The organism is Streptomyces sp. 8N114, assembly GCF_052245835.1.
Lineage (GTDB): Bacteria > Actinomycetota > Actinomycetes > Streptomycetales > Streptomycetaceae > Streptomyces.
This window is the reverse complement of record NZ_JBQQBT010000001.1, coordinates 1,034,424-1,056,293: the sequence shown is the minus strand read 5'-3', so window position 1 is coordinate 1,056,293 and position 21,870 is coordinate 1,034,424. Positions and strand designations below refer to the sequence as shown.

Below are 21,870 nucleotides of genomic sequence, written 5' to 3'. Positions count from 1 at the left end.
CGAGTCGCAGTACTCGCTCAGGGGCGAGTAGGACATTCGTGCTCACCCCTTAGGCTGGAGCAAAGGCATTCGGGGCACTCCGGCACAGATCGCTCGGTCATCGATGCGGACTGTGCCGGGGGCGCCCCGGCCGCCCGCCCACCCAAGCGAACAGGTCAAGGGCATCCCCCTCGGGGTCCTGGCCGGTTCGGTACGACCACCTGAACCCCTCCGCAAAATGTGGGGGGTGTACAGCACCAGTCCACAGGAGGACCCCAGTGGCGAAGGCGAAGTTCGAGCGGACTAAGCCGCACGTCAACATCGGCACCATCGGTCACATCGACCACGGCAAGACCACTCTTACCGCGGCGATTACCAAGGTGCTGCACGACGCGTACCCGGACCTGAACGAGGCTTCGGCGTTCGAGAACATCGACAAGGCTCCCGAGGAGCGCCAGCGCGGTATCACCATCTCCATCGCGCATGTCGAGTACCAGACGGAGAACCGTCACTACGCCCACGTTGACTGCCCGGGTCACGCGGACTACATCAAGAACATGATCACCGGTGCCGCGCAGATGGACGGCGCCATCCTCGTGGTCGCCGCCACCGACGGCCCGATGCCGCAGACCAAGGAGCACGTGCTCCTGGCCCGCCAGGTCGGCGTTCCGTACATCGTCGTCGCCCTGAACAAGGCCGACATGGTGGACGACGAGGAGATCATGGAGCTCGTCGAGCTCGAGGTCCGTGAGCTGCTCTCCGAGTACGAGTTCCCGGGCGACGAGGTTCCGGTCGTCAAGGTCTCCGCGCTCAAGGCCCTCGAGGGCGACAAGGAGTGGGGCGAGTCCGTCGTCAAGCTCATGGCGGCCGTCGACGAGGCGATCCCGCAGCCGGAGCGCGACGTCGAGAAGCCCTTCCTCATGCCGATCGAGGACGTCTTCACCATCACCGGTCGCGGTACGGTCGTCACCGGCCGTATCGAGCGCGGTGTGCTGAAGGTCAACGAGAACGTCGACATCATCGGCATCAAGGAGACCAAGACCTCGACCACCGTCACCGGTATCGAGATGTTCCGCAAGCTCCTTGACGAGGGCCAGGCCGGTGAGAACGTCGGTCTGCTGCTCCGCGGTATCAAGCGCGAGGACGTCGAGCGCGGCCAGGTCATCATCAAGCCGGGCTCGGTCACCCCGCACACGGAGTTCGAGGCGCAGGCGTACATCCTGTCGAAGGACGAGGGTGGCCGCCACACCCCGTTCTTCAACAACTACCGCCCGCAGTTCTACTTCCGTACCACCGACGTGACCGGCGTGGTGACCCTCCCCGAGGGCACCGAGATGGTCATGCCGGGCGACAACACCGAGATGAGCGTCCAGCTCATCCAGCCCGTCGCCATGGAAGAGGGCCTCAAGTTCGCCATCCGCGAGGGTGGCCGGACCGTGGGCGCCGGCCAGGTCACCAAGATCGTCAAGTGACCTAGCGCGTCCAGCGCTCTTCAGCCTCGGCTGAGAAGAGGGCCCGTACGGCAGTGATGCCGTGCGGGCCCTCTTTCGTGTGCCGTTCGGGGTCCTACCATGGACGGGTCGGCGCGCACCCCTGGCTGATGGGGGCGCGACCCTTCTCCTCGTACGGAGTGACGCTGTGCTACGTCTGCGCACTATGTTCAAGTCCAAGATCCACCGGGCCACGGTCACCCAGGCCGATCTGCACTACGTCGGCTCGGTGACGATCGACGCCGAGCTGATGGCGGCAGCGGATCTGCTGCCGGGCGAGCTGGTCCATATCGTCGACATCACCAACGGGGCCCGGCTGGAGACCTACGTCATCGAGGGCGAGCCCGGCTCCGGCGTCATCGGCATCAACGGCGCGGCGGCGCATCTCGTCCACCCCGGGGACCTGGTGATCCTGATCAGCTACGCACAGGTGGACGACTCGGAGGCACGTTCGATGAAGCCACGCGTGGTGCACGTGGATGCGGAGAACCGCATCGTGGGGCTGGGTGCCGACGCGGGGGAGCCGGTGCCGGGCTCGGACACGGCGCGGAGCCCGCAGGCTGTGGCGTCGCGCTGATCACGTGCTGTCCCGGTCGAGGGCCGCGCGGGCGCGGAGCGCCGCGACGGCGGCGGCCGGATCCTCGGCGTAGCAGCGGAAGGTGCGGGCCTGGGCGGGCCTGCCCATCGCGCGGACGAAGCCGACGGGCTCCGTCAGTTCCACGGTGACCGTCGTCTGGCCCGCCACGGCGAGGTCCGCGCCGCCGTCCGCGTCCACGGCCGCGAGCCTGGCGTCCGGGAAGCGCCGCTCGACACGCGCCGCGGCGATGTGCTGTGCGGGGATACGGATGTCGAGCAGCGCCCCGTAACGCAGCCGCAGCGAGCCGTCGGCGCCGATGACGTGCGGACGCACGACGCAGGAAGCGTGCAGGGCGATGACGAAGTAGACGCCCCAGAGGTCGACGACGAGGGTGACGGCGTGCACCACCGGCCAGGGGATGAGATACGCGAGAGCCACCGTCTCGATGACGGAGACGAACAGCAAGCCGTACATGAGGGCCGCCTGGGCGGGGGCGTACGGCACCGCGATGTCGCCCGCGCGCTCACGTAGGCCGTGCGGGCGGCGTCGTGTCACCCAGCGCAGAAAGCTGGTGGAGAGCCTGATCTCGTGGACGGTGAGCCTCTGTACGGGCGTCGGAACCGTGTCCGCGACGGCGGCGTGGAGGGCCGGGCGCCGGCCGAGGCCGTCGCTTCGGTGACGTCGGTAGTCCAGGGCCAGCAGCACTCCCGCTGCCACCGCCACTGCGAGCACCGCCAGTTCGACGGCGACACGTGCCGCCGGGGCGATGCGCACCCCGCCCGCGATGCAGAGCATCAGCACCAGCTCGCCGGGCACCAGTCCGCCGAACGACCACCGCACCGCCCGGCGCAGTCCCCGCACTGTGCGCGGCCCGGTCATCGGTCCTGCTCCTCGTGCAGCAGCTGGACGGCGCGGCGTACCGTCGCGGCCTGGGCCGGTGAGAACTCCGCGAGCAGCGCTTCGGCGAAGCCGCCGCTGTCGGACGCCGATTCCTGGTCGGCGGGGGGCGTCATCGCCTGCCGCGTCGCTTCCGGGAGGCAGTCGACGATGGCACGCGCGGTCTGTTCCACCCGAGGGTCGTCCTCGGCCGCCTCCGCCAGTTGATCCAGCTGGGCGTAGACCGTGTAAGCGCGCGCCATGGCCTCTGGATCGGAGCTGAGCGCCTGCATCATTCCGTGCAGCCAGCCTCGGGTACCGCTTTCGGGGCTGGAGTCCAGCAGGGCCAGCAGCTCGCGCTCCTTCGCCGCCATCGCGGGCTCCGGTCCGGGCAGCCGGGTGGAGAAGCGTGCCATGTCGTGGAACAGTGCGGCGAGTTCGGGGGAGACCGGCGCCTCGGCGGGCAGCCTGCCGCTTTCCTCCGCCTGGTGCAGCAGCTGCGCCAGGCGGGCGCGCCGCTGCCGGATAGCCTCCTCCTGGCGTGCCAGATCCGCGTCCAGCTCGGCGAGCACCTCGGCCAGCTCCTTGCCGGCGTCCTCCGCCAGCACGTCGCGGACCTCGTCGAGGCTCAGGCCCAGCTCTGTGAGCCGACGGACGCGGGCCAGCTCGACGGCGTCCCGCAGCGCGTACTCGCGGTAGCCGTTGGGCTGCCGCGGGGGCTCGGGCAGCAGCCCGATGCGGTGGTAGTGCCGCACGGCACGCGTCGTGATGCCGACGATCTCGGCGAGCTCTCCGATTCGCATGCCGCCAGTAGAAACGTTGTCGCCGCGACAAGGTCAAGTGGCGGTGTCCGGACGCGGTACGGAGACCCGTCCGGGCACGGCGCCGCCCTGTTCCCGGTTCGGCGCGGAGCTGGGGGACGAGCATGAAGCGGGGGTGTGGTACTTCGGGGCGACCTTGCCGCCGCGGGTGCGGCAGGTGCTTCCGGCGGGCACCTCACAGGTGGGGCAGTCGAACTGTTCGACGGGTCGTCACCAGCCTTGCCCCTGCTCCGGCTCGGCACGTCACGAACCTTGTCGGCCAGTAGCGGACGACCGCGCGGAGGCCTGGAAAGTCTCCACCCGATAAAGATGCGGCCCGGACGTGGCCCGCGGGTTCCTGGGCGAGGGCGCACTGAGCGGCGCCCGACGCCCGATCAGCGCCCCCTGGGGAAGGCGGCGCGCAGTGCAGAGCCGCGGGTCATGAACGCGACTCGGATGACGGGCAGCATGCAGACGACCTGCATCACGGCGTACCACGGCGGACAGACACCCGGGATCAGGTCGACGCCGATGATCGCGATCGGCATGATGACGGCGAGAGCCCTCACGCGCTCGAAGGCCCGTCGAGATCCCCGGGAAGCGGATCCGGTCATCCGGTAGATCAGCACGGCGACTACGGGCAGCAGGACTGCCCGGACCCACATGAACGTGTTCACCGTGTGACCGCTGACCGATACCGCGATGACCGCGAAGAGGGCGGCGGCGCTCAGTGCGCCGTAAACCTTGATGCTGCTCTTCGCTGTGTCGAAGGCACCTTGGGTGCGGGGGGTATTGAGGAGTGCTGCCTCGGCCATGGTGTGCGCGTTGGTTTCCATGCTCACGACGCTATGAAGTGCTTGGCTGACGCGGTATCCGCCTGGACACACAGGCGGGTGGGGGTAGCCCCACTCCCTGCCTGAACAGGGAAGTAGCGGGCTCCGCGCGGTGCACAGTGGGAGCACCGAACGGTAAGCGAAGGATGGGTCATGAGGCAGCTGGGTTCGTGGGTGGCGCGCGTCGGCGTGGGTTTCGTGCGGGGATGCGCCGTCGCGGTCGTCAGCATGCTGGTCCCGGCCGTGTGGGCCGCCGCCGTGGCGCTGGGGATCTGGTGGGGGGCGGGAAACCCGTGGTCGTGGGTAGCGCCGCTCGTGCTGGTGTGTGGGGGGACGCTCGCGTTGTCCCGCCCGGTCTGCCGGATGGTCCGCTACCTCGTCGCGAGGTGGACCGCCACCGTCATCCCCGCCGGATACCGGCAGGCCGGAGTGGTGACGCGGATGTCCACCGGGTACTGGTGGAACGGCTTCTCCTACGAGCGCACCCGCCGGGACGCCCTCCTGGACCAGAAGTGGCGGCTCCGGTGGAAAGACCCCGCCAACTGGCGCGACCTGCGGTTCACGGGGATCGTGCCGCTCACCGCGGGCGTGGTCGCCGCCCTACCGCCGGCCGGGGTGGCCGCGGCGGTCCTCGGGCTCGGCCGGCCGGGGCTCGCCACGCGCCTCGTCGGGGCGCTCGGCCTGGTCGTGGCTGTCGCCTCCGCACCGTACGCTTGGCGGCTCGTCGAGCCGGTGGCCGTCCGCTTCCTGCGTCCGTCGCCTGCGATGGTGCTGGCGGACCGAGTGGATGAGTTGACCGCCCAGCGCGCGGACTCGACGGTCGCGCAGGCTGCCGAGATCCGCCGGATCGAAAGGGACCTGCACGACGGGGCGCAGGCCCGTCTGGTTGCGCTCGGGCTCTCCCTGGCGACCGCGGAGAAGCTGATGGAGACCGACCCGGAGGGGGCCAAGGCACTGATGCGGGACGCGCGGGTCGGCGCCACCGCCTCGCTGGCCGAGCTCCGCGAGCTGATCCGGGGGATCAGTCCACCGGTTCTGAACGAGCGGGGACTCGTCGACGCAGTGCGCGCCCTCGCTCTGGACATCCCGCTCGACGTGGCCGTCAGCGCTGATGCCCGGCTGACCCTGGATGCGCCGATCGAGTCGGCCGTCTACTTCGGCGTCGCCGAGTTGCTGACCAACGCGGTCCGGCATGCCCACGCGTCGCGGGCGCGCGTCTGCCTCGCCAGGGACGAGACAGACCTCGTTGTCGAGGTTGAGGACGACGGCCGGGGCGGGGCCGACGAGCGAGCCGACGGCGGGCTCGCCGGTCTGCGCCGCCGCCTCGCGGTCTTCGACGGCACCCTGGAGATCACCAGCCCACCGGGCGGCCCGACCCGTGTCAGGATGGCGCTGCCATGCGAATCGTTGTAGCCGAAGACCTCTACCTCCTGCGCGACGGGATGGTCCGCCTGATCGAGGCGTACGGGCACCAGGTGGTGGCGACAGCGACCACCGGACCTGAAACGCTCGACGCGCTGCGGACGTGGCGCCCGGATGTGTCCGTCATCGACGTTCGCATGCCGCCGGACCAGTCGGACGAGGGCCTGCGGGCGGCCCTCGCCGGCCGCAGCGAGATGCCCGGTCTGCCGGTCCTCATCCTTTCCCAGCACGTCGAGCAGTTGTACGCCCGCGAGCTCCTGGCCGACGGCTCCGGCGGCGTCGGCTACCTCCTCAAGGAGAGCGTGTTCGACGCCGACCAGTTCATCGGCGCCCTGGAGCGCGTCGCGGGCGGCGGGACCGCCATGGACCCGGCTGTCATCGCGAAACTGCTGTCCAACAGTTCCCCGAACCGGGGACTCGAGCGGCTCACCGAACGCGAGTACTCCGTGTTGGCCCTCATGGCCGAGGGACTGTCCAACCAGGCCATCGGCCGCCGCCTCTTTCTCAGCGAGAGCGCCATCAGCAAGTACACCACCTCCCTGTTCGGCAAGCTGGGCATCTCCGACGATGACGACACCAACCGCCGTGTCCGCGCCGTCCTCACCTACCTGAACAAGCCTTAGCTTGGTCCTGCCGCCGGCACGCTCACCTACCCACTCGTACTCGTCGTCCGCGTTCCATCCGGCGTCCCAGTCGTCGACGTCGAGCAGGTCGTCGGCCTCGTGCTCCGTCAGACCCGCATGATGTCGGCCCGGCCGCGGGTCAGGCGGCCGTGCCGAAGCCGGTGGCGGCCAGATCCTGCTCGCGCAGAGGGGTGAAGTCCACGTCCGGCTTCGGGTCGTACGCCTCGGGCTGGATGCCGAGTTCGTGCGTGGAGTACTCGCCGAACCGGTTGATGTGCTCGGTCAGGTACGGCGAGATGCGGGCCAGCTCCTCCGGGTCGATCGTGCAGCCCTCCTCCAGCAGCTGCCGGACGGTCTCCGCGATGTCCAGGGCGTTGTGGGAGACCACCGCGTTGGTGAGCAGCGCGTTGAACTTCATCGCCTTCTCCTGCTCGACGGGGTCGTTGTCGTCAATGACGCCGCGGTTGCCGAAGCCGAGCCACTGGGAGAAGCCGTTGAACGCCTCGACCTTGTTCGTCGCCGCGGTCACCCGCCGGCGCAGCGGCGCGTCCGAGAGGTAGCGCAGCAGCTGCACGGTGCGGATCACGCGGCCGACCTCGCGGAACGCGGTGTAGGTGGCGTTCTTCCGCGATCCCGAGCGCAACCGCTTCAGCAGCGTCGACGAGGAGATCGCCCCCTCGCGTACGGAGATGGCCCACGCCTGCGAGATGTCGAGGCGCGCGTGCGCGTTGACCAGGTCGGCGATCGCCTCGTTCAGCAGCACGATCGAGAGTGCCGGTTCGCCGTGTACGACAGCTCGTGCCCGCTCACCCCGGGGATGTGGCGGGCCGCCTCGTATGGGCCCATGTTGGTGCCCTTCACGAAGGTCGTGATGACGTAGCGGCCGAACGGATCGTCCAGCTTCGGCTCGTTGCCCGAGGCCGGGCCGAAACGGCGCCACCACTCCACCCAGTACGCCGTCCTCGAAAGAATCCCGATCAGCGTGCGCTCCGGCATCCGCGCCTTGATCTCCTGCTCCAGCCGCCTCGCCGAAGCCGTCAGCCCCTCCGCACGGTGCGGCTTGAGCGACGGGATACCTGTCTCCGGGTCGATGACCAGGCCCTCGTTGTCCGGGTACCCGGCGTCCGCCGCCGCGGCGGCCTCGCGGAGCCTAAGATCAACTCATTGCCCCTTTGACCCGTATCTGGGTCACACCCCCAATACAGGCGCGCCTGCGCGGGGCACGGCGCTAGGAGGCGTAGCGGGGCAGGCCCTCGGTGGAGATGGTCCAGTCGCCGATGGTGACGTCCTCGCCGTAGACGAAGTCCTTGCGGGTGGCATAGCGAGGGCCGGCGGGGGTGGGGTGGATGTCGGAGAGGACGGCGCCTTCGCCGGTACGGGGATCGAAGACCACGTAGACCGGGACCCCCAGCAGCGGATAGTCGCGCATCTTGCCCGTCCAGTCGTTGTCCGGGTTGGAGCGGGAGACGACTTCGATGGCGGCGACGAGGGTACGCGGGTCGAAAGGGCCCTCGACCTCCATGTCGTCCTCGGAGATCACCATGATGTCCGGATGACGCACGACGCCGTGCCGTGCGTCCTCCACGTCAGGTGTGCCGGTATGGGCGAGCAGGCCGTCCGGCATCACCTTCTCCAGGCGACGGCTGACGCGCGCCGCCGTCAGCTCATGTGGGCCCCCCGGCGACATCATGTCGTGAACGATTCCTTCCCTGGTGATCTCCAACTTGCCGGGCACACTGCTCTGCATGCGCTCGACGATGTCGCGCATCGCCTGATACTGGACGGCGTCGTGCCCCGTGTGGTGTGGAGAGATCGTCACGGCGCTCGCTCCCTTCTGCGATGGCCGGAGGCCAGGCCACTCATGCTAGCCGCGCACCGGTGACCGCAGCCCGTGACTGCTGTGGCCTTCTGAGCGGCAGGCCCGGCAGCGGCCAGGGTTGGGTGCACGGAAGGGGCGCTCGCAGTCGGGGCACTCCTGGAACGGGTCCGGGCGCGGGCCAGGGGGTGGGGCGTCGGGCAGCGGCGGTGGCAGCTGGGCGGTGAGGCGGTGGGAGAGCAGTGCGGCCGGGCTGCGAAGTGGCCCTGCGGGCAGGTGCGTGGTCAGCACGCGGCGTACGGCCTCCGGCCCCGTACCGCGCTCCAGCCAGGCGTCGACGGCGGGGGAGAGGCGGTCCACGTCCCGTGCGGAGAGCAGCAGCCGGTCGTCGTCACGGCGCAGCGCGGCGAGGAGCGCGCCGGCGGTTCCATGCCGTGCGGGGTCGGGTGTGCGGGGCGCGGGGAGGGGTTCGGGCAGCTTGCGCTGCGGCGTTGGTGCGGGCTCGGGCTCGGGAGCTCGCGGAGGCGGCGTGTCTGCCGCCGCCCCCGGGTTGGCATACGACACCGTGTGGGTGACGATCCGCCCGCCTGGCGCGCGCCGCGCGGTCCGCGACAGATAGCCGTGCGCCTCCAACTCGCGCAGCGCGGCAGCGATACGGGCTTCCCCTTCAGGGAAGCGGGCGGTGAGCGATTTGATGTCCACCCTGGTGCCGTCCGGCACGGACTGGATGTGTACGGCGAGCCCGATCGCGAGGAGGGAGAGCTCCCGGTGCTGGGCGAGGTGGTTGCCGACGACGGTGAAGCGTTCGCGGTGGCGGTACTTGACGTGTACGACGCCGGAACGGGGCCCCGCCCTGTGGCAGGTCCTGTGACGGGAATACGGCACGCGCGCAGGCGCGTTAAGCTGCTGAACAGCCATCGGGAAGGCCCTACTTCCTCGGTGGTCAGGCCCTCGTTCGGGATGCCAGTCCCGGCCGGGGGCCGTCGCATGTGTGGGGTTGTTGTGTGCTTCGTGCTGGAGCATATGCCAGCCAACGGGCGTGCGGGCCAATCGAGTTCGCTGCGTTCACCCGTGTGGGTGATGAGGGCCGGCGGGGCTTGGTGAGGTGCTTCGCGGGTCCTTTTACGCCTTTGATGTCGCGGGGTACCGGGACCCGGCGGGCCGCGATCCGGTGACCACGGCGACGGACTCGAGGGAGATTTCTGCCCATACCGTCTTGCACGGCACCGGTCCATGTGTCACCCCCCACCGCTCGGCGAGCGCCTGAACGATGATGAGGCCGCGCCCCGACTCCGAGTGTCCGGACGGAAGTTGTGGCGGGGAGGTGTCCGGAGCCCCCTCGCTCCGGGTGTCCGTCACCTCGATCCGCAGGGCACCGGGGGTGTCGGCGGTACGGACTCTGAGCCGGAAGCTCCGTCCGGGCACCCGCCCGTGCAGCGCCGCGTTGGCGGCAAGCTCGCCGACGACGTGCGCAGCGGTCTCCGTCGGCAGTCCGCGTGAGCTGAGCTCAGCGACGGTGAGTAGCCGAGCGAGACGCGCGCCACGCCGGGTGGAGGACAGCAGAACGGTGAAGTCCAGCCGTGAAGTGGTGAGTTGGGGCAGCCGAGTAGCGGAGGTCTCATTGATCACCTCACCCAGCGTGGCCGGACGTACGCGCCCTGGATAGAGATGGTGAGCGCACGGGAGGAGGCTGTCCGGGAGTGCGGACGGGATAGTACGGCTTGTACGGCGTAACCGGAGTAGTTTTACGAATTCTGTGACAAACCATCGTGAGCCGCTCCTACGGTATGCGTACCGAATGCGGACGGAGGCGGTACGCGTGGCTGAACACGACGACGAGTGGGAGGCGGGGCTGGAGGACGACTCCAGCGCCGTACTCCGGGCGGTCAGCCGCCAGATCAAGCTGTGGCGCGAGGCTGCCGGAATGACACAGTCCGAACTGGGCGCTGCCATTGGATACGGCGACGAGATGGTCTCCGCTGTGGAACGCGGCAAGCGGCTCCCCAAGCCGGAGTTCCTCGACAACGCGGACGAAGCACTGGGCGCGGGCGGCAAGCTCTCCGCGATGAAGGAGGACGTGAAGCAGGCGCGGTACCCGAAGAAGGTTCGGGACCTGGCGAAGTTGGAAGCGAAGGCTGTGGAGTTGGGTGCCTATGGTGACCGCAACATCGAGGGCCTGCTGCAGACAGAGGAGTACGCGCGCGCCTTGTTCGTGCAGCGGCGCCCTGCGTACAGCGAGGAAGAGATCGACCGCAACGTGGCTGCTCGCATGGCCCGGCAGCAGATCCTCAATGGACAGCCCTCGCCAACCTTCACCTTCGTTCAGGAAGAGGTGACTTTACGGCGGCCAATTGGCGGCAGGACTGTACTTCGGCGGCAACTTGAACACCTCTTGGAGGTAGCACAGTTGCGACACGTGACGATCCAGGTGATGCCGACGGTCTGTGAAGAACACGCAGGCATGATGGGTGGGCACAGGGTGCTGAAGTTCGCGGATGGCAAGACGTTGGGGCACACGGAAGCTCAGCTCACCAGCCGCCTGATCTCTGACCCGAAAGAAGCGCAGGTCCTTGAGTTGCGGTATGGCATGCTGCGCTCACAGGCACTCACTCCGCGTGAGTCGCTGGCCTTCATTGAGAAAGTGCTGGGAGAGACATGACGTTGAAGCTTTCCGCCGAAGACGGCTCCGCGCTGGAGTGGGTCAAGAGCAGCTACAGCGGCGACGACGGTCCGGCCTGCGTGGAGGTCGCCGCCACGCCTGGCGCAGTCCACATCCGGGACTCCAAGAATGTGGCTGGCCCGCGCCTGGCCGTCACCCCTGCCACCTGGGCCGACTTCATCTCGTACGCCGTCGGGGATCAGTTCTTCGGCCAGAGCGGCAAGTCGGCGTGCCGGACCCGGTAATCGCCCTTCGTGACGGGCGCGAAGGCGGCAGGCGCCATGCAAGGGCCTACCGAGTACTCCTTCTGCCCGTCGGGGTCGAACGTCGAGTTGACTCCGTCCGCCCAGGAGAACCCCACCCGGTCCCGGTCCGGTGACGGTCTGCCGGGTCTGTCCGCGCCGCCGTCATGGGCGCTGAAGCCCAGCCGCTTCCCCACCCAGTCCGGCCCTCCCGCGCTCACCTTGGTGATGACGGCGGTCAGCGTGGCGCTGCCCGGTGCGGTCGTCATGCAGTCGACCTTGCCTTCGGCGGTGTACGTGGTGTCTCGCTCCGCCGAGTAGTGGGTGACCTTCACCGTGCCGTACGCGTCGGTCGGCAGCCCGGTGGGCACGCCGGGGACCGGCTTGCTGTAGGGGGCGGCGTGGGCGTCGAACGCGAAGGAGCGGATGTCGTCGTCGTTCACGTACGGCAGCCGGAACTCGGCCGACCCGGTCACGCTCGCGTGCGTCGGCCGCTGCTGAGGCTTGCCGGACGACGCGGGCCCGCTGGCAGCGGTTGCGCCGGTCACCGCGCCGGTGACCGCGATGGTGGCGAGGACCGTGGCGCCGACAATTGCCGCGGAGGTCGCCCTACGCGTACGGAACTGCGGGCGGCGCGGGGGAATGACAGGACTCATGGGTCTCCAGCCGTCGGTGTGAGGCGGGTGAAGAATGCGGTGCCGACCCGCCTGCTCCGATCCTCGGACCCGCACCGGCCCACGTCGTCACTCCGCAGACGCAACCGCCCATGCGGCTGTGGTCGTACCGTCACAGCCGACGTACGCAAGGAGGCTGACGCCGCCGACTTGTTCAGGCGTTCGGATGGTCGGGCACGGGGAAGGCCGCGACGGCGTCATCAAGGATCTGCTCCCGCGTCGAGATGACCATCCTGTTGAGCGCGGTGGCGAGGGCGAGCATCTCTTCCGGCCGGCCCGTGTCGGTGATCCGCCCGGTGGACTCGTCGAGGAAGACCATCGCCTTCCGCATGAGGCTGCGGGCTTCGGGAGTTGTGGGAAGCGCGTCAGCCTTGATCAGGTTGAGCATCGTTTTCCAATGCCTCGGCCATCTGGCGGAGCGCTTCACGCGCCTCTGTATCGTCGGAGTCCACGACGTACACGATCCCGGATCGGCCGCGAACCCGCCACGGCGCGCGGGGACTTGGCGAGCGCCGACGAGCTTGCCGCTCCGCCCTGGAAGGGGCGGCAGCGGAGTTCATCGATCAGCCAAGGCCAGAGTGACCCGCCGTTCGTGCAGATTGATCGACGAGACAACGATGGGATGCTTCTCCCCGATCTTTACCGATTCCTTTGGCATATCGGACACCGGAAGGAGGCCGGAAATGTTCTCCTCAAGTTTGAGAAATACCCCGATCGGTGTGACTTTTTCTACGGTTCCTGTCATCACTGCCCCCAGTTGCGTCGCCGCAAAATCCAGAAAAGGGTCGTGCTGGAGCTCCTTCAGGGACAGCGAGACCTGATCGCGCTCTGAATCAACGCTGAGAAAAACTGCGACAACCTCTTCCCCTACCCGGGCGACCTGTTCCGGGTGAGTGAACCGTGTCCAGGAGAGGTTGGGGGCTGTCACAACGCCGGCTGCCCCGCCGAGGTCGACGAAGAGTACCGTGGCCGATGCGGCTGTGACTGTTCCCCTGCAGACCGCCCCGGGCTGCAGATCTTCGATATCTGGCATCAGTCTTCCCATTTGTACCCTTGGTGGAAATTCCACCACTTAGGCTGTCCGTCGATGAAGGAGTTGAACCGCGGGATATCTTTCTGCGGGATTATCCACTGGTACTCTCCTGGCTTGTTATCGTGAGTTCGCCGGTATTTCTCCGGAGGGAACGCCTCTTCGAAGCCTTCTTTCATGGTGAACTCGTGGTAACCATCCTCGTGAGTGCCCTGCTCGGCATATTTCTGGGCCACACCTTCAGTTTCTCCTAGGTGGGCAGTTCCTTCTCCGCCCTCGGGGGTATAGGGATGCAGGTCAGGGTCGAGGCCGTCGGCCTCGCGGGCGCGGTTACCTCGCGCTGGGTCGCGGTAGAGCTTGAGCGGCTTATCCTCCGGACATCCCGGCGAGAGCCCGAGGGGGTCGATCCAGTAGCACGGGTTGTCAACGTAACCGGCCGGATTCGGATGCGGGGCGGATGTTGCCGTCTTCGGAGACGAGTTCGGTGGGGGTACCGACGAGGTCGGTGACTATCGCGTAGAAGCGGGAGTCGATTTCCTGCTGGGTGGATTCGTTGGTGAGGCGTTCTGTCTGGGTGAGGGGCGTGAAGCCGGTGTGGTCCCAGGTGAAGGTGGTGGTTTCAGCGACTTCCTCGCCGGCCATGCGGTGCTTGGCCACCCTGCGGCCCTGCGGATCGTATGCGTAGCCGCCAGACCGTTCCTCCCCCGGAGCTTCCGGTGCCGGGGGGACCCCCAGGGGTGATGACCTGGGTGAGGCGGTCTTCCACACCTGCGAGAGCGTGAGGCCCTCGGGGCCTATGCGGCGCTCCGTCTCCCGGCCCGCCGCGTCGTGTGTGAAGTCCAACGTGTGGCCGTTGGCAGTGAGGGAGGTGCGGTTGCCCGCCGCGTCGTACGTACTCGTGGAGACGGCGCCGGTCGGGGTGACCCGGCGCGTTCGGCGGCCCAGGGCGTCGTACGTGTGGGTCAGGACGCGGCCGTTGACCAGTTCAGTCTTGACGCGGCCCAGCTTGTCGCGCTGGTAGCGGAGCTCCGCGTCCGGCCCGACGGCCGCCAACAGGCGGCCTGCTGGGTCGTACGCGTACGTCGTCACAGCGCCTGCCGCGTCCTTGCACGTCGTGCGGCCCAGCGCGTCGCGCTCGTACGTGATCACGTCGCCCAGCGCTGTCGTGCGGCGGATGAGCTCCCCCGCCGCGTCCAGCTCGTACCGCTGCGTGCGGTCGTCCAAGTCCGTCTCCGCGACCAGGCGTCCCGCGGGGTCGTACGCGTAATCCCACGTCAGGCCCTGCGGGTTCGTCACCCGCGTCATGCGTAGCTCGGCGTCGTACGTGAACTCGTAGCGCATGCCGTCCGGGCCCGTGCGGGCGGTCAGCATGTCGAAGTGGGTGTACTCGTAGCGGGTTTCGCTGCCTGCGGCGTCCACGTGGCGGGTGCAGTTGCCCTCGCCGTCCCACTCCCAGCGTTCGACGGCACCGTCCGGCCCCGTACGGCTCCGCAAGCGCCCCTCGGGCGTCCACTCCAGTGCCGTCTGCGCGCCCAGTGGGTCCACCACCCGTATCGGGCGGCCGAAGGCGTCGCGCTTGAGCGCGTCACCCCTCCTAATGGGTTCGTGATCTCGGAAGGGAGTCCCGCCGCGTCGCACGCACCCGTATCGTCGCGCCCAGAGCGTCCGTCACCGTCGCCAGCCGCCCCGCCTCGTCGTACGTGAACGTCGTCCGCCGCCCCAGTGCCTCCGTGTGGGACAGCGGATGGTTGTGCGCGTCCCGTTCGGTCGACGTGCGATGACCCAGCGGGTCGATCTCGCCGACGACCAGGCCGCGGTCGTCGAACAGGGTGCGGGTCGTGTGGCCCGCAGCGCTTGTGAGAGTCGTGACCTTGTGGCCGGTCGCCACGTCGATGCCGTCGTAGTCGATACGGACCTGCATATGACCGGCCGTGCCGCCTTCGGCGATGACGCGGTGCAGGTTGTCGCAGACGTAGTCGTAGCGGCGGTCGTTGGTGTCGGTCCACGACACCCCGCTGTTCGTCGGCGTACTCGAAACGGAGGGGGAGACCGGAGGAGTTGGTGACGTCGGTCAGGTTGCCGTCTGTGTAGGTGTAGCGCGTGACCGTCTGGTCGGTATGTGCTCCGTGTGCTCCTGCGAGGGTCAGCGCCGTGACGCGGTTGTCCTGGACGGTCAGCTTCACCACGTAGCCGCCGCTGTGGACCAGGCGCGAGGGCGCGCTGGACGCTGCGTCGTACTCGAAGGTGATGCTGTTGCCGTTGCGGTCGATGATCTGCTCGATCCGGGCGGCGCCGTCCTCGGAAGTGCCGCCTTCCGGGGGTGCGAAGTGCCGTACCCGCCCCATCTCCGGCTCGGTCAGCGTGTAGCCGCCGTCCGGTGTGCGCTCCAGTGGCATTCGGGAGGAGCCCGCCGACGGGAGGGTGGGGACTGCCCATGGCGAGGTCGACCGGGTCGGTCCTGCCGGAGGGCGTCTCGTCGCCATTCCGGGCTGACTGGCTCGGGCCCTTGCCGTCGAGCGCCCTGCGCGCGTCGGCGGCCTCCTTCGCCAGCTTCCCCGCTCTTCCCGCCTTCGTCGCCATCCCGATGCCCTTGGTGCCGAGCAGTTCGGGGATGAAGCGGCCGACGCCTTCTGAGGGGTCCTTCTTGAAGGTGTCCCACATCTGTTTGCCGGTGCCGACGGGGTCGTTGGCGACGCGGGCGATGCCGGTGACGGTGGAGTTGAGGTTGGTGACGTATTCGGCGGGGTGGGTGACGTTGTACGGGTCGAGCGGGTTGATGCCCCGTACGAAGTTGTTGAGGCCCGCCAGGCCCTTGACGACACCGCCGGAGAGGTGGGTGGCGTCCAACTGGAGCCCCTGGAGGCCATCGCCTGCCTGCTCCCAGTAGTCGGGCTTGGGCGGAGCGGCGTCGCGGGCAGCCTTGACGGCGGTCTGGGCAATACCGGCAGCCGTGTTGCGCTGGGAACGGGCTCTGGAGAGCTGTTCCTCGGCTTCGTCTTTCTTGTCGTCCTTGTATTTGGCGACGTTGTCGAACTCGGTCTGGAAGTCCTTCAGATGCTTGGCCGTCGAACGGATCTTTGCCGGGCTGCCGAAGATCAGCTTCTTCGGGTCGTCGGTCTCGTCCAGCTGGAACTCGGCGGTCTCGGCGCCCATGGCGTTCGCCGCCGAGCGGGACTTGTCCCGTACCCAGTCCCCGCCGCTGTCCCAGCCGACATCGTCCAGCCGGTCGGCGCTCCAGTTACCGGCGCCCTCGACGGCGTCATCGGCGCCCTCGACCAGCTCCTCGCCCTTCTCCTCGACGGAGTCGGGTACGAAATCCCGCCAGCCCATCAGCCCTGACCCCCCTGGCTCTCCTGTTCCCCTTGCTGCTGCGCGGCTGCGGCCCGCTCCTCAGGGGACGGGCCGAAGGCCCGGTCCTGTGCGGCTTGTCGTCACCCATCAGGCGCCCTCCCCCTCAGCGGTGCTTCCCACGGCCACCTCGTCCGGCACGATCCCCGGCACGGGCGGAAAGAGCATGGAGCCGTCCTCGTCCGCGACGTCGACGGCGACGCCCGTCGGCCCGTCGAGCGCGGGGATGACCGCATCCAGCAGCCGGGCGCCCAGAACGGACGCGTACTCCCACGGCTCGTCCGGTGCGCCCCCGCTTTCGCGGGCGAACCGCGCCAGCGCCGCCTCGTCCGTGAACGCGAGGATCCAGCGCACCCCGCCGAAGCTGCGCGTCAGCAGCTGATCGGCGTTCGGGCCCAGGGTCGGCACCAGCACCGCCGCACGCCGGAACTCACCCAGCAGCGCGCCGGGGTCCCCGGTCCCGGCACGCATCGCGGCAATCTCTTCCGGAAGCTCCATCTCCGGTCCCCCTTCTTGCGACCGGTCCTTCACTCAAACAGGTACGGCACTGTCACGCAATGCCACCTGATGGCACCGCTTAGTGATCACTGGCACGTTGGTGCACGTCACCGGGGGTGTGGTCGACAGAGGGCCGGTCCGTGCACACCAGCCGCGAGTGTGCTAGTGGCCCGATTGGCGACCGCTCTCACCTCTATGGCACACTGTCCAGGTTGCTCGGTTGAGTGCCGATGCTGCGCGCCTCCCGCCGGGAGGACTGGAAGCGAGTCCCAGGTATTCGTCGCCCCTCATCAGGGGCGGAAGTACGGGAATCTTCCGGGAAGCGCAGGAGGGGCTTCCAGCCAGGCACCCGGTGGGTTTCCTCCCCCGGCTCCTCCTCTCACGGAACCCCTGAGGTCCGCGAGCCTCCGGGTTCGCTAAGGCCCCCAGGGGCGTGCTCATGCGGATCCGTACGAGAAGGAAGCCGACACGCCCGACCGCGTGGGTCGAGCGAAGGGTTGGGACCCATGGGTTCCAGAGCGTTACGAGAGACAGGACTACGAAGTAGCCATGGCGGGACAGAAGATCCGCATCAGGCTCAAGGCCTACGACCACGAGGTCATCGACAACTCGGCGAAGAAGATCGTCGAGACGGTGACGCGTACTGGCGCGTCGGTCGCCGGCCCGGTGCCGCTGCCCACAGAGAAGAACGTGTACTGCGTCATCAAGTCGCCGCACAAGTACAAGGACTCGCGCGAGCACTTCGAGATGCGCACCCACAAGCGTCTGATCGACATCCTCGACCCGACCCCCAAGACCGTTGACTCGCTGATGCGCCTGGACCTCCCGGCCGGCGTCGACATCGAGATCAAGCTCTGAGGGGTGTCGTAGAGATGGCTAAGCAGATCAAGGGCGTCCTGGGCGAGAAGCTCGGCATGACCCAGGTCTGGGACGACAACAACCGCGTTGTCCCCGTGACCGTCGTCAAGGCCGGGCCGAACGTCGTGACCCAGGTCCGCACCGCAGACAAGGACGGCTACGAGGCCGTCCAGATCGCCTTCGGCGAGATCGACCCGCGCAAGGTGAACAAGCCCCTCAAGGGCCACTTCGCCAAGGCCGACGTCACCCCCCGCCGCCACCTGGTGGAGATCCGCACCTCCGACGCGTCCGAGTACACGCTCGGCCAGGAGCTGAACGCGGACACCTTCGAGGCCGGCATCAAGGTGGATGTGACCGGCAAGTCGAAGGGCAAGGGCTTCGCCGGCGGTATGAAGCGCCACGGCTTCCACGGCGGCAAGGCATCGCACGGTGCCCACCGCGTGCACCGCAAGCCGGGCGCCATCGGTGGCTGCGCCACCCCGGGCCGTGTCTTCAAGGGCACCCGCATGGCCGGCCGGATGGGCAACGAGCGGGTCACCACCCAGAACCTGACCGTCCACGCCGTTGACGCGGAGAAGGGCCTGCTGCTCATCAAGGGCGCAGTCCCCGGTCCGAACGGCGGCCTCGTCCTGGTCCGTACCGCGGCCAAGGGGGCTTGAGGAACCGATGAGCACCATTGACATCCTTTCGCCGGCCGGCGACAAGACCGGGACCGTCGAGCTCCCCTCGGGGATCTTCGACGCGCAGGTCAGCGTTCCGCTGATCCACCAGGTCGTCGTCGCCCAGCTGGCCGCGGCCCGCCAGGGCACGCACAAGACGAAGACCCGCGGCGAGGTCCGCGGCGGCGGCAAGAAGCCGTACCGCCAGAAGGGCACCGGGCGCGCCCGTCAGGGCTCGACCCGTGCGCCGCAGTTCGCCGGCGGTGGCGTCGTGCACGGCCCCGTGCCGCGCGACTACTCGCAGCGGACCCCGAAGAAGATGAAGGCCGCCGCGCTGCGCGGTGCCCTCTCCGACCGGGCCCGCCACGGCCGCGTCCACGTCGTCTCCGGCGTGGTCGAGGGTGACATCTCGACCAAGGCCGCGAAGACCCTGTTCGGCAAGATCAGCGAGCGGAAGAACCTGCTGCTGGTCGCCGAGCGCACCGACGAGGCCGCCTGGCTGTCCGCCCGCAACCTGCCCCAGGTGCACATCCTGGAGCCGGGCCAGCTCAACACCTACGACGTGCTCGTCTCGGACGACGTGGTCTTCACCCAGGCCGCGCTCGAGTCCTTCGTTGCTGGCCCGCAGGCCCACACCGAAGGGAGCGACGCCTGATGGCTACGCGACACCCGAGCATTGCCTCCAAGGCAGCGAAGGCCGCGAAGGCCGCCCGCGTCGCCAAGGCCGCCCGCCGGGCTGCCGACGGTCCGGGCCCGGTCGCGCCGGCCGACCCGAGCAAGGTCTTCTCCGACCCGCGTGACCTGCTGCTGCGGCCGGTCGTTTCGGAGAAGAGCTACGCGCTGCTGGACGAGAACAAGTACACGTTCATCGTCGACCCGCGTGCGAACAAGACCCAGATCAAGCAGGCCGTCGAAGAGGTCTTCTCGGTCAAGGTCGCCGGGGTCAACACGATCAACCGCCAGGGCAAGCGCAAGCGCACCCGCACCGGTTACGGCAAGCGCGCCGACACCAAGCGCGCCATCGTGACCCTTGTCGAGGGCGACCGTATCGACATCTTCGGCGGCCCGGCCTCCTGACGGGGGCCAGGTCGTTCAGAAGTCCTGAATCTTCCGAGGACTGAGAAATGGGTATCCGCAAGTACAAGCCGACGACTCCGGGCCGTCGCGGCTCATCCGTCGCCGACTTCGTCGAGATCACGCGGTCCACGCCGGAGAAGTCGCTGGTCCGCCCGCTGCACAGCAAGGGCGGCCGTAACAACGCCGGTCGTGTGACAGCACGCCACCAGGGCGGTGGCCACAAGCGTGCCTACCGCGTGATCGACTTCCGTCGGCACGACAAGGACGGCGTGCCGGCCAAGGTCGCGCACATCGAGTACGACCCGAACCGCACCGCGCGCATCGCGCTGCTGCACTACGCGGACGGCGAGAAGCGTTACATCCTCGCCCCCCGCGGCATCCAGCAGGGCGACCGCGTCGAGAACGGCCAGGGCGCCGACATCAAGCCGGGCAACAACCTGCCGCTGCGCTACATCCCGGTCGGTACCACGATCCACGCGATCGAGCTGAAGCCGGGCGGCGGCGCCAAGTTCGCCCGCTCCGCCGGTGCTTCGGTGCAGCTGCTGGCGAAGGAGGGCCGGATGGCCCACCTGCGTATGCCGTCCGGTGAGATCCGGCTGGTCGACGTCCGCTGCCGCGCCACTGTCGGCGAGGTCGGCAACGCCGAGCAGTCGAACATCAACTGGGGCAAGGCCGGCCGCATGCGCTGGAAGGGCGTCCGCCCGACCGTCCGCGGTGTGGTCATGAACCCGATCGACCACCCGCACGGTGGTGGTGAGGGGCGTACCTCCGGTGGCCGCCACCCGGTCTCGCCGTGGGGTCAGAAGGAGGGGCGTACGCGCTCGCCGAAGAAGGCCAGCAACAAGTACATCGTCCGCCGCCGCAAGACGAACAAGAAGCGCTAGGAGGCGGGTTTAGATGCCGCGCAGTCTCAAGAAGGGGCCCTTCGTCGACGACCACCTCGCCAAGAAGGTGGACGTCCAGAACGACGCGGGCACCAAGAACGTCATCAAGACCTGGTCTCGCCGCTCGATGATCGTCCCGGCAATGCTGGGCCACACGATCGCGGTGCACGACGGCCGCAAGCACGTCCCGGTGTTCGTCACCGAGTCGATGGTCGGCCACAAGCTCGGCGAGTTCGCGCCGACCCGCACCTTCCGCGGCCACGTGAAGGACGACCGCAAGTCGCGTCGTCGCTGAACGGCTGGGTGCGAAGACTATGACTGACACCGAAGGGACAACCATGGAAGCCAGGGCCTCAGCGCGCTACGTGCGCGTCACGCCCATGAAGGCCCGCCGGGTGGTGGACCTTGTTCGTGGCATGAACGCCACGGAGGCTCAGGCGGTCCTGCGTTTCGCCCCGCAGGCCGCGAGCGTGCCGGTGGGCAAGGTGCTCGACAGCGCCATCGCCAACGCCGCGCACAACTACGACCACACGGACGTCGACAGCCTCTACATCTCCGAGGCTTACGTCGACGAGGGCCCGACCCTGAAGCGGTTCCGGCCGCGCGCCCAGGGCCGTGCCTACCGGATCCGTAAGCGGACGAGCCACATCACCGTGGTCGTGAGCAGCAAGGAAGGAACCCGGTAATGGGCCAGAAGGTAAACCCGCACGGGTTCCGGCTCGGCGTCACCACCGACTTCAAGTCGCGGTGGTACGCCGACAAGCTCTACAAGGACTACGTCAAGGAAGACGTCTCGATCCGCCGCATGCTCACCCAGGGCATGGAGCGGGCGGGCATCTCCAAGGTGGAGATCGAGCGCACGCGTGACCGCGTCCGCGTCGACGTCCACACCGCCCGTCCGGGCATCGTCATCGGTCGCCGCGGCGCCGAGGCCGACCGGCTGCGTGGCAACCTGGAGAAGCTCACCGGCAAGCAGATCCAGTTCAACATCCTCGAGGTGAAGAACCCCGAGACGGACGCGCAGCTCGTCGCCCAGGCGGTCGCCGAGCAGCTGTCCTCCCGGGTCTCCTTCCGCCGCGCCATGCGCAAGAGCATGCAGACGGCGATGAAGGCCGGTGCCAAGGGCATCAAGATCCAGTGCGGCGGCCGTCTCGGCGGTGCCGAGATGTCGCGCTCGGAGTTCTACCGCGAGGGCCGGGTTCCGCTGCACACGCTGCGCGCCAACGTCGACTACGGCTTCTTCGAGGCCCGTACGACCTTCGGCCGCATCGGCGTGAAGGTGTGGATCTACAAGGGCGACGTCAAGAACATCGCCGAGGTGCGCGCCGAGAACGCCGCGGCCCGCGCGGGCAACCGCCCGTCGCGCGGTGGCGGCAACGACCGTCCCCGTGGTCGGGGCGGCGAGCGCCGCGGCCGCAAGCCGCAGCAGCAGGGCCAGGGTGGCGCCGAGGCTCCCAAGCCGGAGTCCGCCGCGCCCGCCGGTGCCGCTGCCGAGCCGAGCGCTTCAGGAAAGGAGAGCTGACCC

The 21,870-nt window shown here is 68.5% G+C and carries 28 protein-coding genes and 1 pseudogene; 14 read left to right on the top strand and 15 right to left on the bottom strand.

All coding sequences use genetic code 11. From position 1 onward, the window contains the following. Positions 1-257: 257 nt before the first annotated feature. Together tuf and panD are read left to right on the top strand one after the other, a co-directional pair. A complete protein-coding gene (gene tuf, locus ACTWQF_RS04835) occupies positions 258-1,451 on the top strand; it encodes an elongation factor Tu (RefSeq protein ID WP_443277308.1) in 1,194 nt (397 codons plus the stop codon). 184 nt (positions 1,452-1,635) lie between these two features. Then, entirely contained in the window at positions 1,636-2,046 is a 411-nt protein-coding gene (panD, locus tag ACTWQF_RS04830; RefSeq protein ID WP_443277306.1) for an aspartate 1-decarboxylase, read from the top strand. Here panD and ACTWQF_RS04825 read toward each other — a convergent pair whose 3' ends face one another. The 4 genes from ACTWQF_RS04825 to ACTWQF_RS04810 form a co-directional block, all read right to left on the bottom strand. Next, complete coding sequence (locus ACTWQF_RS04825) at positions 2,047-2,925, bottom strand: hypothetical protein (RefSeq protein WP_443277305.1); 879 nt, start codon at positions 2,923-2,925, stop codon at positions 2,047-2,049. It lies immediately after the preceding gene. Beyond that, a complete protein-coding gene (locus ACTWQF_RS04820) occupies positions 2,922-3,725 on the bottom strand; it encodes a MerR family transcriptional regulator (protein WP_443277304.1) in 804 nt (267 codons plus the stop codon). Before ACTWQF_RS04820 ends, ACTWQF_RS04825 begins: the two co-directional genes overlap by 4 nt. Positions 3,726-3,758: 33 nt before the next feature. Further along, a complete protein-coding gene (locus ACTWQF_RS04815; RefSeq protein ID WP_443277303.1) occupies positions 3,759-3,917 on the bottom strand; it encodes a hypothetical protein in 159 nt (52 codons plus the stop codon). A 200-nt stretch (positions 3,918-4,117) separates the two neighbouring features. Further along, the gene (locus ACTWQF_RS04810) at positions 4,118-4,558 is read right to left on the bottom strand and encodes a hypothetical protein (RefSeq protein ID WP_443277302.1); all 441 of its coding nucleotides are present in this window, start codon (positions 4,556-4,558) and stop codon (positions 4,118-4,120) included. 150 nt (positions 4,559-4,708) lie between these two features. Here ACTWQF_RS04810 and ACTWQF_RS04805 point away from each other — a divergent pair, with 150 nt between their 5' ends. Next, a complete protein-coding gene (locus ACTWQF_RS04805) occupies positions 4,709-5,968 on the top strand; it encodes a histidine kinase (RefSeq protein ID WP_443277301.1) in 1,260 nt (419 codons plus the stop codon). Next, positions 5,953-6,600 carry a response regulator transcription factor gene (locus ACTWQF_RS04800; protein WP_443277300.1) on the top strand — a complete coding sequence of 216 codons (648 nt, stop codon included), beginning with the start codon at positions 5,953-5,955 and terminating at the stop codon, positions 6,598-6,600. Before ACTWQF_RS04805 ends, ACTWQF_RS04800 begins: the two co-directional genes overlap by 16 nt. A 139-nt stretch (positions 6,601-6,739) precedes the next feature. Here ACTWQF_RS04800 and ACTWQF_RS04795 read toward each other — a convergent pair whose 3' ends face one another. The 5 genes from ACTWQF_RS04795 to ACTWQF_RS04775 all read right to left on the bottom strand — a co-directional run bounded on the left by ACTWQF_RS04795 (position 6,740) and on the right by ACTWQF_RS04775 (position 10,018). After that, positions 6,740-7,363 (bottom strand): Tn3 family transposase, encoded by a 624-nt coding sequence (locus ACTWQF_RS04795; RefSeq protein WP_443277298.1) that lies wholly within the window; start codon positions 7,361-7,363, stop codon positions 6,740-6,742. Beyond that, the gene (locus ACTWQF_RS04790; protein WP_443277296.1) at positions 7,354-7,596 is read right to left on the bottom strand and encodes a Tn3 family transposase; all 243 of its coding nucleotides are present in this window, start codon (positions 7,594-7,596) and stop codon (positions 7,354-7,356) included. The genes ACTWQF_RS04795 and ACTWQF_RS04790 overlap by 10 nt, the downstream gene beginning before the upstream one ends. Before the next feature lie 232 nt (positions 7,597-7,828). Further along, positions 7,829-8,419 (bottom strand): Uma2 family endonuclease, encoded by a 591-nt coding sequence (locus ACTWQF_RS04785; RefSeq protein ID WP_443277294.1) that lies wholly within the window; start codon positions 8,417-8,419, stop codon positions 7,829-7,831. Between the two features lie 45 nt (positions 8,420-8,464). Beyond that, positions 8,465-9,301: a hypothetical protein gene (locus ACTWQF_RS04780; protein ID WP_443277293.1), complete on the bottom strand. Its 837-nt coding sequence runs from the start codon at positions 9,299-9,301 to the stop codon at positions 8,465-8,467. Between the two features lie 237 nt (positions 9,302-9,538). Then, positions 9,539-10,018 (bottom strand): ATP-binding protein, encoded by a 480-nt coding sequence (locus ACTWQF_RS04775; protein ID WP_443277570.1) that lies wholly within the window; start codon positions 10,016-10,018, stop codon positions 9,539-9,541. A 196-nt stretch (positions 10,019-10,214) separates the two neighbouring features. On the opposite strand from ACTWQF_RS04775, the gene ACTWQF_RS04770 reads away from it, so the two are divergent. Then, positions 10,215-11,075 carry a helix-turn-helix domain-containing protein gene (locus tag ACTWQF_RS04770; protein ID WP_443277291.1) on the top strand — a complete coding sequence of 287 codons (861 nt, stop codon included), beginning with the start codon at positions 10,215-10,217 and terminating at the stop codon, positions 11,073-11,075. Beyond that, on the top strand, positions 11,072-11,320 hold the full coding sequence (locus tag ACTWQF_RS04765; RefSeq protein ID WP_443277289.1) for a DUF397 domain-containing protein: 249 nt from the start codon (positions 11,072-11,074) through the stop codon (positions 11,318-11,320). Before ACTWQF_RS04770 ends, ACTWQF_RS04765 begins: the two co-directional genes overlap by 4 nt. Here ACTWQF_RS04765 and ACTWQF_RS04760 read toward each other — a convergent pair. The 6 genes and pseudogenes from ACTWQF_RS04760 to ACTWQF_RS04735 form a co-directional block, all read right to left on the bottom strand. Further along, positions 11,275-11,973 (bottom strand): hypothetical protein, encoded by a 699-nt coding sequence (locus ACTWQF_RS04760; RefSeq protein WP_443277287.1) that lies wholly within the window; start codon positions 11,971-11,973, stop codon positions 11,275-11,277. The two genes, ACTWQF_RS04765 and ACTWQF_RS04760, sit on opposite strands and share 46 nt — an antisense overlap. Before the next feature lie 172 nt (positions 11,974-12,145). Beyond that, a complete protein-coding gene (locus ACTWQF_RS04755; protein WP_443277286.1) occupies positions 12,146-12,379 on the bottom strand; it encodes a hypothetical protein in 234 nt (77 codons plus the stop codon). A 168-nt stretch (positions 12,380-12,547) separates the two neighbouring features. Beyond that, positions 12,548-13,024 carry a S1 RNA-binding domain-containing protein gene (locus tag ACTWQF_RS04750; RefSeq protein ID WP_443277284.1) on the bottom strand — a complete coding sequence of 159 codons (477 nt, stop codon included), beginning with the start codon at positions 13,022-13,024 and terminating at the stop codon, positions 12,548-12,550. Continuing rightward, positions 13,024-13,257, bottom strand: a complete 234-nt coding sequence (locus ACTWQF_RS04745; protein ID WP_443277283.1) for a hypothetical protein — start codon at positions 13,255-13,257, stop codon at positions 13,024-13,026. The genes ACTWQF_RS04750 and ACTWQF_RS04745 overlap by 1 nt, the downstream gene beginning before the upstream one ends. Positions 13,258-13,693: 436 nt before the next feature. After that, a pseudogene (locus ACTWQF_RS04740) lies at positions 13,694-16,351 on the bottom strand (putative T7SS-secreted protein); the annotation flags it as partial. A gap of 108 nt (positions 16,352-16,459) precedes the next feature. Next, positions 16,460-16,867, bottom strand: coding sequence for an SseB family protein (locus ACTWQF_RS04735; RefSeq protein ID WP_443277281.1), 408 nt, complete (start codon positions 16,865-16,867; stop codon positions 16,460-16,462). Positions 16,868-17,416: 549 nt separating this feature from the next. Between ACTWQF_RS04735 and rpsJ the strand changes: the two genes are divergently transcribed. From rpsJ to rpsC, 8 genes are read left to right on the top strand one after another with little or no spacing between them, the layout of a single operon-like run. After that, entirely contained in the window at positions 17,417-17,725 is a 309-nt protein-coding gene (rpsJ, locus tag ACTWQF_RS04730; protein ID WP_016473429.1) for a 30S ribosomal protein S10, read from the top strand. Between the two features lie 14 nt (positions 17,726-17,739). Continuing rightward, positions 17,740-18,384: a 50S ribosomal protein L3 gene (gene rplC, locus ACTWQF_RS04725; RefSeq protein WP_443277279.1), complete on the top strand. Its 645-nt coding sequence runs from the start codon at positions 17,740-17,742 to the stop codon at positions 18,382-18,384. A 7-nt stretch (positions 18,385-18,391) separates the two neighbouring features. Further along, positions 18,392-19,039 (top strand): 50S ribosomal protein L4, encoded by a 648-nt coding sequence (gene rplD / locus ACTWQF_RS04720; protein WP_443277277.1) that lies wholly within the window; start codon positions 18,392-18,394, stop codon positions 19,037-19,039. Further along, positions 19,039-19,461 (top strand): 50S ribosomal protein L23, encoded by a 423-nt coding sequence (gene rplW / locus ACTWQF_RS04715; RefSeq protein WP_443277275.1) that lies wholly within the window; start codon positions 19,039-19,041, stop codon positions 19,459-19,461. The genes rplD and rplW overlap by 1 nt, the downstream gene beginning before the upstream one ends. Positions 19,462-19,508: 47 nt before the next feature. Further along, positions 19,509-20,345, top strand: a complete 837-nt coding sequence (gene rplB, locus ACTWQF_RS04710; protein ID WP_443277273.1) for a 50S ribosomal protein L2 — start codon at positions 19,509-19,511, stop codon at positions 20,343-20,345. Positions 20,346-20,358: 13 nt separating this feature from the next. Then, positions 20,359-20,640: a 30S ribosomal protein S19 gene (gene rpsS / locus ACTWQF_RS04705; protein WP_027738915.1), complete on the top strand. Its 282-nt coding sequence runs from the start codon at positions 20,359-20,361 to the stop codon at positions 20,638-20,640. A gap of 43 nt (positions 20,641-20,683) precedes the next feature. Beyond that, positions 20,684-21,031 carry a 50S ribosomal protein L22 gene (gene rplV, locus ACTWQF_RS04700; RefSeq protein WP_099883475.1) on the top strand — a complete coding sequence of 116 codons (348 nt, stop codon included), beginning with the start codon at positions 20,684-20,686 and terminating at the stop codon, positions 21,029-21,031. After that, positions 21,031-21,867, top strand: coding sequence for a 30S ribosomal protein S3 (rpsC, locus tag ACTWQF_RS04695; protein ID WP_443277271.1), 837 nt, complete (start codon positions 21,031-21,033; stop codon positions 21,865-21,867). The genes rplV and rpsC overlap by 1 nt, the downstream gene beginning before the upstream one ends. Positions 21,868-21,870: the final 3 nt, after the last annotated feature.